The sequence below is a fragment of the Bacteroides cellulosilyticus genome (assembly GCF_020091405.1).
Taxonomy (GTDB): domain Bacteria; phylum Bacteroidota; class Bacteroidia; order Bacteroidales; family Bacteroidaceae; genus Bacteroides.
The window spans coordinates 2,444,979-2,457,347 of record NZ_CP081903.1 but is presented as its reverse complement, the minus strand read 5'-3'; the positions used below and the strand labels follow the sequence as shown (position 1 = coordinate 2,457,347).

General features: G+C 41.7%; 7 protein-coding genes. All 7 read right to left on the bottom strand.

The window, feature by feature from the left end; genetic code table 11:
• Nucleotides 1-5: 5 nt before the first annotated feature.
• Entirely contained in the window at nucleotides 6-311 is a 306-nt protein-coding gene (gene rpsJ, locus K6V21_RS08505) for a 30S ribosomal protein S10 (protein ID WP_002558075.1), read from the bottom strand.
• Between the two features lie 83 nt (nucleotides 312-394).
• A complete protein-coding gene (gene fusA / locus K6V21_RS08500; RefSeq protein ID WP_224321503.1) occupies nucleotides 395-2,512 on the bottom strand; it encodes an elongation factor G in 2,118 nt (705 codons plus the stop codon).
• A 52-nt stretch (nucleotides 2,513-2,564) separates the two neighbouring features.
• The gene (gene rpsG, locus K6V21_RS08495) at nucleotides 2,565-3,041 is read right to left on the bottom strand and encodes a 30S ribosomal protein S7 (RefSeq protein ID WP_007219566.1); all 477 of its coding nucleotides are present in this window, start codon (nucleotides 3,039-3,041) and stop codon (nucleotides 2,565-2,567) included.
• Nucleotides 3,042-3,196: 155 nt separating this feature from the next.
• Nucleotides 3,197-3,604 carry a 30S ribosomal protein S12 gene (gene rpsL / locus K6V21_RS08490; protein ID WP_007212064.1) on the bottom strand — a complete coding sequence of 136 codons (408 nt, stop codon included), beginning with the start codon at nucleotides 3,602-3,604 and terminating at the stop codon, nucleotides 3,197-3,199.
• 117 nt (nucleotides 3,605-3,721) lie between these two features.
• Nucleotides 3,722-4,030 (bottom strand): DUF3467 domain-containing protein, encoded by a 309-nt coding sequence (locus tag K6V21_RS08485; RefSeq protein ID WP_217713530.1) that lies wholly within the window; start codon nucleotides 4,028-4,030, stop codon nucleotides 3,722-3,724.
• A 135-nt stretch (nucleotides 4,031-4,165) separates the two neighbouring features.
• On the bottom strand, nucleotides 4,166-8,458 hold the full coding sequence (rpoC, locus tag K6V21_RS08480) for a DNA-directed RNA polymerase subunit beta' (RefSeq protein ID WP_007219564.1): 4,293 nt from the start codon (nucleotides 8,456-8,458) through the stop codon (nucleotides 4,166-4,168).
• A 94-nt stretch (nucleotides 8,459-8,552) separates the two neighbouring features.
• Nucleotides 8,553-12,365 (bottom strand): DNA-directed RNA polymerase subunit beta, encoded by a 3,813-nt coding sequence (rpoB, locus tag K6V21_RS08475; RefSeq protein ID WP_007212060.1) that lies wholly within the window; start codon nucleotides 12,363-12,365, stop codon nucleotides 8,553-8,555.
• Nucleotides 12,366-12,369 lie beyond the last annotated feature (4 nt).

The window sequence follows — 12,369 nt, the reverse complement described above, 5'->3', positions numbered from 1 at the left end:
AAATACTAAACTTTGATTTCTACTTCCACACCACTCGGTAACTCCAACTTCATCAGAGCATCTACAGTCTTAGCTGTTGAGCTATAGATGTCGATCAATCTCTTATAAGAAGAGAGTTCAAACTGTTCACGTGACTTCTTATTAACGAAAGTCGAACGGTTCACGGTAAAAATACGCTTATGCGTAGGGAGAGGAATCGGACCGCTAACGATAGCACCCGTTGCCTTCACCGTTCTTACAATCTTCTCAGCTGATTTGTCAACCAAGTTGTGGTCGTAAGATTTCAATTTAATTCTAATTTTCTGACTCATTAGTTTGATTAATTATTAATATTATAACAAGATAAAATTCCGTAGGCTAAGAGTCATTCGCTAGCCTACGGATTCTAAATATTTTAGAGTAAATCAGCACGTCCCTTCACCTCTTCCAATACTGCCTTCGCAATAGAGCTAGAAAGCTGAGCGTGATGAGAATATACCATTGATGAAGTCGCACGGCCAGAAGTGATTGTACGCAACGCAGTTACATAACCAAACATTTCTGCCAACGGAACCATCGCCTTCACGATACGAGCACCTGAACGGCTAGACTCCATACCTTCTACCTGACCACGGCGTTTGTTCAAGTCACCGATTACATCACCCATGTTTTCTTCCGGAGTCACAACTTCTAGTTTCATAATAGGCTCCATAAGCACAGGACCCGCTTTAGCGCAAGCACTCTTATATGCCTGGATAGCACAGATTTCGAATGACAACTGGTCAGAGTCAACCGGGTGGAAAGAACCATCAAGCAATGTCACTTTCAGTGAATCCAAAGGATAACCAGCCAACACACCATTCTTCATGGCAGTTGTGAAACCTTTCTGTACAGATGGAATAAATTCCTTAGGAATGTTACCACCCTTCACTTCATCAACAAATTGCAGACCGCCTTGTACGAAATCCTCGTCAGCAGGACCAATATTTACGATGATATCCGCAAATTTACCACGTCCACCAGACTGTTTCTTATAAACTTCACGCAAGTTAACTGTCTTAGTGATAGCCTCTTTGTAATTTACTTGAGGCTTACCTTGATTACATTCTACCTTAAACTCACGTTTCAGACGGTCAATAATGATATCCAAGTGAAGCTCACCCATACCAGAGATAACAGTCTGACCAGTTTGTTCGTCAGTCTTCACAGTAAACGTCGGATCTTCTTCAGCCAATTTAGCCAAACCGTTAGACAGTTTGTCCATATCCTTCTGAGTCTTCGGTTCTACAGCAATACCAATAACCGGTTCCGGGAAATCCATAGACTCCAATACAATCGGTGCATCTTCATCACACAATGTATCACCAGTATGAATATCCTTAAATCCAACACCTGCACCAATATCACCAGCACCGATTACTTCAACCGGATTCTGCTTGTTTGAGTGCATCTGGAACAGACGAGATACACGTTCTTTTTTACCAGAACGAGAATTATAGATATAAGAACCTGCTTCAATCTTACCAGAGTAAACACGGAAGAATGTCAAACGACCTACATACGGGTCAGTAGCAATCTTAAATGCCAATGCAGAAGTCTTTTCATCATCGCTGGGCTTACGATCTTCCTCAGCACCTGTATCAGGATTTGTTCCAACTACATTTTCAGTATCCAATGGAGAAGGCAAGAATGCGCAAACATAGTCAAGCAGTGTCTGTACACCTTTATTCTTGAATGAAGAACCACACAACATCGGAACTACAGCCATCTGTACAGTAGCATTACGAAGAGCTCTCAGCACTTCTTCTTCTGTAATAGTAGAAGGATCATCGAAATATTTCTCCATCAAAGCATCGTCAAACTCTGCCACCTTTTCGAGCATCTTATCTCTCCATTCGTTAGCTTCGTCAACTAGATTAGCAGGGATTTCCTCTACAGTGTAGTCAGCACCCATAGTTTCGTCATGCCAATAGATAGCTTTCATCTTGATAAGATCAACCAGACCTTTGAAAGACTCTTCAGCACCTATAGGAATAACAATCGGGCAAGGATTAGCGCCCAAAACGGCCTTCATCTGGCGAACGACCTCAAAGAAGTCAGCACCAGAACGGTCCATCTTGTTCACATAAGCAATACGCGGCACATTGTACTTATCAGCCTGACGCCATACAGTCTCAGACTGCGGTTCAACACCACCCACTGCACAATATGCAGCAACAGCACCATCCAAGATACGCAAAGAGCGCTCTACTTCAGCAGTAAAGTCAACGTGTCCCGGAGTATCAATCAAGTTGATTTTATAAGTATCACCTGCATATTTCCAACGAGTTGTAGTAGCTGCAGAAGTAATAGTAATACCACGTTCCTGTTCCTGCGCCATCCAGTCCATTGTAGCAGCACCATCATGTACTTCTCCAATTTTGTGAGTCAAACCCGTATAAAACAGGATACGTTCAGAGGTTGTTGTTTTTCCGGCATCAATGTGAGCCATGATACCAATATTACGCGTCAAATGTAAATCTTGCTTAGCCATTTTTTAATTCCTTTTACTTTAAGTTTTTAATCTATCGGTTATTCTTATAGTATTAGAATCTGAAATGAGCAAATGCACGGTTAGCTTCAGCCATTCTGTGCATATCTTCTTTACGTTTGAAAGCACCACCTTGTTCATTATACGCATCCATAATCTCAGCGGCCAATTTATCAGCCATTGATTTACCACCACGCTTGCGAGCAAAAAGGATCAAGTTCTTCATAGAAACTGACTCTTTACGGTCCGGGCGGATTTCAGTAGGAACCTGGAATGTAGCACCACCTACACGACGAGACTTAACTTCAACCTGAGGAGTTACATTATCCAATGCCTTTTTCCAAATTTCAAGGGCAGATTTTTCTTCGTTAGGAAGTTTTGTTTTTACTGTTTCCAGAGCGGCGTAGAAGATTTCATAAGAGGTATTCTTCTTTCCGTCATACATCAGATGGTTTACGAATTTTGAAACCTTTTGATCATTAAACACGGGATCCGGCAGGATAACGCGTTTTTTGGGTTTTGCTTTTCTCATTTGTTTGAAAGAATAATGTTTTTCGTTCTTGGTTGTTTACTTCTTGACTTCTTCAACTCTCCCTCCGGAGAATTTACTCAACCTTTAGCATTTCCAATAAACTAAAACGTAAGTTATTACTTTTAATTTAACTGTTTACAGTGTAAGGCTACTATTTATTTTTTCTTCTTAGCCGGTGCAGCCTGTTGTCCCGGTTTCGGACGTTTAGATCCGTATTTAGAACGTCTTTGAGTACGACCTGCAACACCCGCAGTATCCAATGTACCACGAACAATGTGATAACGTACACCTGGAAGGTCTTTTACACGACCACCACGTACTAATACAATAGAGTGCTCCTGCAAGTTATGTCCTTCTCCCGGAATGTAAGAGTTCACCTCTTTACCATTGGTCAAACGTACACGCGCAACTTTACGCATTGCAGAATTCGGTTTTTTCGGAGTGGTTGTATACACTCTCACGCAAACGCCACGTCTTTGAGGACATGAATCAAGAGCCGGTGACTTACTTTTCTCCACCAACACCTCGCGTCCTTTTCTTACTAATTGCTGAATTGTAGGCATTTTAATTGTTTTTAATTATATATTATTGTTATATTAATTTCGTAGCTATACACTTTTGGGCTGCAAAAATACGAATAATATTTGAATAATCAATGCACTACAAGTTTTTTTTTGATTTTATGCCTCCCCTTTGAGGTTCGTCATAGGCGGAATTGATTGCTCATCCAACAATCTAATGGAACCAAATGTACGTTCATATTTACCTATATTTTCTTCCAAAGCACGCAATAATCTCTTTGCATGTTCCGGAGCCAGTACAATACGGGACTTCACACTGGCCTTAGGCATTCCCGGCATTACACATATAAAATCCACAATAAATTCAGAACTGGAATGTGTGATCACAGTCAAATTAGCATACGTGCCTTGAGCAATATCTTCTTTCAGTTCTATTTGCAACTGATTATTCATTTCTCTGTTTTCCATTTTCATTTTACGATTAAGCTTTTGAATATTCAAAGGTAAGAATAATATTTTATTCCAAAAACAAAAGAGGAGACATCCTATACAAGATATCTCCTCTTTCCTATTTAATAATCAACTGACTGTATTTATTACATCTTATTCTTCAACATCCATTGAATTGTAATCCAATACCGTCTTCTTGTTAGCAAGGATACGGTCATACTCTTCTTTGGAACCAACAATAATCTTTTCAAACTCACGCTGACCAGTACCTGCGGGTATCAAATGACCACAAATAACGTTCTCCTTCATACCTTCCAATTTATCAACCTTACCGTTGATAGCTGCTTCGTTCAATACCTTAGTAGTCTCCTGGAATGAAGCAGCAGACATAAAGCTTGAAGTTTGCAGAGCTGCACGCGTAATACCCTGAAGAATCTGAGTAGAAGTTGCAGGGACAGCATCACGTACTTCAACAGGTTTCAAGTCGCGACGTTTCAACATACTGTTTTCATCACGCAACTTACGGGCGGTTACAATCTGACCTGGTTGCAGATTTTGGGAATCACCAGCATCAACCACAACTTTCTTACCCCAGATACGATCGTTTTCTTCCATGAACTCCAACTTGTCCACTACCTGTTGTTCCAAGAAGCGTGTATCGCCAGGCTCATCAATTTGAACTTTACGCATCATCTGACGAACAATGATCTCAAAGTGTTTATCATTAATCTTCACACCCTGCAAACGGTATACATCCTGCACTTCGTTCACGATATATTCCTGCACAGCGGTAGGCCCCTTAATAGCAAGAATATCAGCAGGAGTTATAGCACCATCAGACAACGGAGTACCGGCCCGCACATAGTCATTCTCTTGTACCAGAATCTGTTTAGATAACGGTACCAGATACTTCTTAACCTCACCAGTTTTTGAAGTTACAACAATTTCGCGGTTACCACGCTTCACCTTACCCATTGTAACCTCGCCATCGATTTCAGAAACAACAGCAGGATTAGACGGATTACGAGCTTCGAATAATTCAGTTACGCGTGGAAGACCACCCGTGATATCACCGGCTTTACCAACGGCGCGAGGAATCTTCACAATAACCTCACCGGCTTTCACCTTTTGTCCATTTTCAACTACCACGTGACCACCTACAGGGAGATTATATGTACGAATAAGTTCTCCATCCTCTGTCATTATATGAGCCGTTGGAACTTTCGTCTTATCTTTAGATTCAATAATGATAATTTCGCGCAAACCGGTAGATTCATCAGACTCTACTTTATAAGTAATGTTTTCAATAACACCTTCAAACTCAATCTTACCAGTAGCTTCTGTTATAATAACAGCATTGAACGGATCCCAGCGAGCAATCATCTTACCTTTCTCTACTACTTCACCATCAGCGGCATAAAGTGTAGAACCATAAGGTACGTTATGAGTAGAAAGAACAATACCGGTATTTACATCCACAAAACGTACTTCTGCCAAACGACCTACCACAACTTTTGCAGGTTCACCAGCTTCGTCCACAACGTCTACAGTACGGAGTTCTTCAAATTCCAGGCGTGCCGGATTCTTAGCCATAATACTTGCATTGGCTGCGATATTGGCAGCCGTACCACCGGCATGGAAGGTACGCAACGTCAACTGTGTACCCGGCTCACCGATAGACTGTGCAGCAATTACCCCAACAGCCTCACCTCTTTGAACCATCTGGCTTGTTGCAAGATTACGTCCATAACATTTCGCACAAACTCCCTTCTTCGATTCACAAGTCAATACTGAACGTATTTCAACACTTTCAATCGGAGAGTCCTGAATCTTCTTAGCAACTTCCTCTGTTATTTCTTCACCACCGGCAACCAGCAATTCACCTGTTGTAGGATGAACGATATCATGTACAGATACACGACCAAGAATACGTTCATACAGCGTAGCAATGATTTCATCATTATTCTTCAAGTCTGTACAAACCAATCCACGGAGTGTCCCGCAGTCTTCTTCATTAATAATCACGTCATGAGATACGTCTACCAGACGACGAGTCAAATATCCCGCATCAGCCGTCTTCAATGCCGTATCCGCCAAACCTTTACGGGCACCGTGGGTAGAGATAAAGTACTCCAACACCGAAAGCCCCTCCTTAAAGTTTGAAAGAATGGGGTTTTCAATAATCTGCCCACCTTCTGCACCTGCCTTCTGCGGTTTTGCCATCAAACCACGCATACCAGACAACTGACGAATCTGTTCTTTAGAACCACGGGCACCAGAATCCAACATCATATACACAGCATTGAATCCCTGATCATCACTCGAAATAGTTTTCATCAATATATTAGACAACTCAGAATTAACATGTGTCCAAATATCGATTACCTGGTTATAACGTTCATTATTGGTAATGAAACCCATATTATAGTTGTTGATAACCTGCTCAACTTCATCATAACCTTTCTGTACCAATGCTTCTTTTTGTTCCGGAATGATAATATCACCCAAGTTGAATGACAAACCACCCTTAAAGGCCATTTGATAACCTAAGTTCTTGATACCATCGAGGAAATCAGCGGCTTTAGCCACACCACACACCTTAATTACATCACTAATGATATCACGAAGTGATTTTTTAGAAATAATGGTGTTGATATAACCAGCTTCAGGAGGAACAATTTCGTTAACAATTACACGACCTACTGAAGTGTCATGCATCATTACATCAACAACATTCCCATTCTCGTCTACATCCTTCACAACAACGCTGATCGGAGCATGAATATCAACCTTACCCTCATTGTAAGCAATCAAAGCTTCTTCCGGACCATAGAATATCAAGCCTTCGCCTTTTGCACCCTTACGTAATTTAGTAATGTAGTACAAACCAAGAACCATATCCTGAGAAGGTACAGTAATAGGAGCACCATTTGCCGGATTCAAGATATTATGAGATTGAAGCATCAACATCTGAGCCTCCAAAACTGCTTCATTACTCAACGGCAAGTGAACAGCCATCTGGTCACCATCAAAGTCAGCATTGAAAGCCGTACATGCCAACGGGTGCAACTGAATAGCTTTTCCTTCAATCATCTTAGGCTGGAATGCCTGAATACCCAAACGGTGCAATGTCGGTGCACGGTTCAACAGTACTGGATGACCTTTCATTACATGTTCCAGAATATCCCAGATAACAGCTTCTTTGCGATCTACAATCTTCTTGGCACTCTTCACGGTCTTTACAATACCACGTTCAATCAACTTACGTATAATGAACGGTTTGTACAGTTCAGCTGCCATCAATTTAGGAATACCACATTCCCCCATTTTCAGTTCCGGACCTACAACGATAACCGAACGCGCAGAGTAGTCAACACGTTTACCCAACAAGTTCTGACGGAAACGCCCCTGCTTACCTTTCAAACTATCGGAAAGAGATTTCAAAGGACGGTTAGCATCCGTTTTTACTGCACTGGACTTACGTGAATTGTCGAACAATGAGTCAACCGCTTCCTGTAACATACGCTTTTCATTACGCAAAATGACTTCAGGAGCCTTTATCTCAATCAGTCTTTTCAGACGATTGTTACGAATAATTACGCGGCGATAAAGATCATTCAAGTCAGAAGTGGCAAAACGACCACCATCCAACGGAACCAACGGACGAAGTTCGGGCGGGATAACCGGTACGATACGTACAATCATCCATTCCGGCTTATTGCGTCCACGAGATGCACGGAATGATTCAACAACCTGGAGACGCTTTAAAGCCTCATTCTTACGCTGTTGAGAAGCGTCGTTACCAGCACGATGACGCAAATCATAAGACAATGCATCCAAATCTAGACGAGCCAGCAAGTCATAAATGGCTTCGGCACCCATCCTAGCTATGAACTTATTAGGATCTGAATCTTCTAGGAATTGATTGTCTTTCGGCAACTTCTCCATCAAATCCAGATATTCTTCTTCCGAGAGCAAATCATATTCAGCAATCTCACCAGCCATCACACCAGCCTGGATTACCACATAACGCTCATAGTAAATAATAGAATCTAGTTTCTTTGTAGGCAGACCCAGCAAATAACCAATTTTATTAGGAAGTGAACGGAAATACCAAATATGAGCTACCGGCACAACCAGCTGGATGTGTCCCATACGCTCACGACGTACTTTTTTCTCTGTCACTTCCACACCACAACGGTCGCAGACAATACCTTTATAACGGATACGTTTATATTTACCGCAATGGCATTCATAATCCTTGATAGGACCAAAAATACGTTCACAGAACAAACCGTCACGTTCAGGCTTATACGTACGATAGTTGATAGTTTCAGGCTTTAAAACTTCACCACTCGAATTCTCAAGGATTTCTTCCGGAGAAGCCAAACCAATAGAGATCTTCGAGAAATTACTCTTTATCTTGTTATCTTTTCTAAAAGCCATACTTTATTATATATAATTGAAAATTGACAATTGAATATTGAGAATTAATAGCCGGGAGCAAATAGATTATCACTCCCGACTATTAATTTTAGATTTATTCCAGGTTGATGCTAAGGCCCAAACCTCTCAACTCATGCAACAATACATTAAGTGATTCAGGAATACCGGGTTGCGGCATCGGTTCACCCTTCACAATCGCTTCATAAGCTTTAGAACGACCTACAACGTCATCGGATTTGATAGTCAAAATTTCCTGCAGGATGTGCGCAGCACCAAATGCTTCAAGCGCCCAAACCTCCATTTCTCCAAAACGCTGACCACCGAATTGTGCCTTACCACCCAACGGTTGTTGAGTAATCAGAGAGTACGGACCTATAGAACGTGCGTGCATCTTATCTTCAACCATGTGCCCCAACTTCAACATATAGGTAACACCAACCGTAGCATGTTGGTCAAACGGTTCACCCGTACCCCCATCATACAACTTAGTCTTGCCATAACGTGGCAAACCAGCCTTGTCAGTCCACTCATTCAAGTCATCCAATGTAGCACCGTCAAAAATAGGAGTCGCAAATTTAACACCCAGATTCTTACCGGCACGGCCTAATACAGCTTCGAATATCTGACCGATGTTCATACGAGAAGGCACACCCAACGGATTCAATACAATATCTACCGGAGTACCATCAGCTAGGAATGGCATATCTTCCTGACGAACAACGCGTGAAACAATACCCTTATTACCATGACGACCTGCCATCTTATCACCTACACCGATCTTACGTTTCTTAGCAATATAAACTTTCGCCATCTGAATGATACCAGCCGGAAGTTCATCACCAATGGTAATAGCAAACTTTTTACGTTTCAATTCGGCATCCAGTTCTTTATATTTCTTGATGAAATTCATCACCAAATCACGAATCATACCATTGATGCGGTCATCATTCGTCCAGTTGCTCAATTGTATTGAAGTAAAGTCCAGATCACCAAAATCAGAAGGAGAGAATTTGGCACCTTTTGAAATAATATCAGCACCCATATAATCTTTTACACCCTCTGATACATGATTTTCAGTCAACTTCAGCAGTTTCCTAATTAAGACACCTCTTAAATCAGCAACCTTCGCATCAAACTCATCATCAATCTTCGGCAACAAAGCCTTATCAGCCAATTTGGAACTACGACTCTTGATTACACGTGAGAACAAACGCTTATCGATAACAACACCTTTCAAAGAAGGAGAAGCTTTCAAAGAAGCATCTTTCACATCACCTGCCTTATCGCCGAAAATTGCACGAAGCAATTTTTCCTCCGGTGACGGATCAGACTCACCTTTCGGTGTAATCTTACCAATCAATATATCACCCGGCTGAATGCGAGCGCCCACACGTACAATACCATTTTCGTCCAAATCTTTAGTAGCTTCTTCACTCACATTCGGAATGTCGGAAGTTAATTCTTCCATACCGCGTTTCGTTTCACGAACTTCCAGTGAATATTCTTCTACATGAATTGAAGTCAATATATCTTCACGAACCACACGTTCGTTCAATACGATAGCATCCTCATAGTTGTAACCCTTCCACGGCATGTAAGCAACCAACAAGTTTTTACCCAAAGCCAACTCACCTTTTTCCGTAGAATATCCTTCTGTCAAAATCTGGCCTTTCGTTACACGCTGACCAATTTCACAAATAGGACGAAGGTCAATCGTCATATTTTGATTCGTACGACGCCACTTCGGAATACGGTATTCCTTCAATGCCGGTTCGAAGCTTACAAATTCTTCGTCCTCCGTACGATCATACAAAATACGGATAACAGTAGCGTCCACAAATTCGATTACACCATCACCCTCAGCGGTAATCTGCGTACGAGAGTCGCGAACCAACTGACGTTCGATACCTGTACCTACAATAGGAGCTTCACTCTTCAACAAAGGAACTGCCTGGCGCATCATGTTTGACCCCATCAACGCACGGTTAGCATCGTCATGTTCCAAGAAGGGAATCAGAGATGCAGCGATTGAAGCAATCTGCTGGGGAGAAACGTCCATCAACTCTACTTCATCCGGAGTTACCACCGGATAGTCAGCATCCTGACGAGCTTTTACTTTATCGCGGATGAAAGTACCATCATCATTCAACGGTGCATTACCCTGAGCAATAATCTTAGCTTCTTCTTCTTCCGCAGTCAAATATGCCAAACCTTCATCAGAAAGGTCAACCTTACCGTTTTCAACCTTACGATATGGAGTTTCAATGAAACCAAGTACATTGATCTTAGCGAACACGCATAAAGAAGAAATCAAACCAATGTTCGGACCTTCCGGCGTTTCAATTGGACAAAGACGACCATAGTGAGTGTAGTGAACGTCACGTACCTCAAATCCGGCACGCTCACGAGACAAACCACCAGGACCGAGGGCAGACATACGACGTTTGTGCGTAATTTCAGCCAGCGGATTCGTCTGGTCCATAAACTGAGACAAAGCATTCGTTCCGAAGAATGAATTGATTACGGAAGAAATAGTCTTGGCGTTGATCAAATCAATCGGAGTAAACACTTCATTATCGCGTACGTTCATACGTTCACGAATCGTACGTGACATACGAGCCAAACCAACAGCAAACTGATTAGACAATTGCTCTCCTACAGTACGTACACGACGGTTACTCAAGTGGTCAATATCATCCACATCAGCCTTCGAGTTAATCAACTCGATCAAGTACTTAATGATTTCAATAATATCTTCCTTCGTAAGAACACGCACATCCATATCAGTCGTCAGATTCAACTTCTTGTTAATTCTGTAGCGACCTACATTACCCAAGTCATATCTCTTTTCAGAGAAGAACAGGTTATTGATAACCTCACGTGCACTGGCATCATCGGCGGGGTCTGCATTACGCAACTGGCGATAGATATACAATACAGCTTCCTTCTCCGAGTTACTCGGGTCTTTCTGGAGCGTGTTATATATAATAGAATAGTCAGACTGATTCGGCTCTTCCTTGTGTACAAGAATGTTCTGAACCCCCGACTCTAAGATAATATCAACATGTTCCGGTTCGATCACAGTTTCACGATCGATCACAACTTCGTTACGTTCAATAGAAACTACTTCACCGGTATCTTCGTCTACAAAATCCTCAATCCATGTTTTCAAAACACGAGCCGCCAATTTACGTCCCAGCACTCTCTTAAGATTAGTCTTATTGACTTTAATATCTTCGGCCAGATTGAAAATTTCAAGAATATCCTTATCATTCTCAAAACCGATAGCTCTCAACAAAGTAGTAACGGGCAACTTCTTTTTACGGTCGATGTACGCATACATGACATTGTTAATATCAGTAGCAAACTCAATCCAAGAACCTTTGAACGGGATGATACGGGCAGAATAAAGTTTGGTACCATTAGCATGTACGCTCTGACCGAAGAATACGCCTGGAGAACGGTGAAGCTGGGATACAACAACACGTTCCGCACCGTTGATGACGAAAGTCGCCTTATCCGTCATATAAGGAATAGGACCAAGGAATACGTCCTGAATAACTGTATCAAAATCCTCATGATCGGGATCTGTACAGTATAATTTCAATTTTGCTTTCAAAGGCACACTATAAGTAAGCCCTCGCTCTATACAATCATCAATAGTATAACGCGGCGGATCAATATAGTAGTCCAAAAACTCAAGAACAAAATTGTTTCTTGTATCGGCAATGGGGAAGTTTTCAGCAAATACTTTATACAGTCCCTCGTTCTTACGCTTTTCGGGTGGGGTATCCAGTTGTAAAAAGTCTTTGAATGACTTCAATTGTACTTCCAAAAAATCCGGATATTCAAGTGGATTTTTAGTCGAAGCAAAATTAATTCTTTGGTTTACAGTATTTGAAGACATCTGT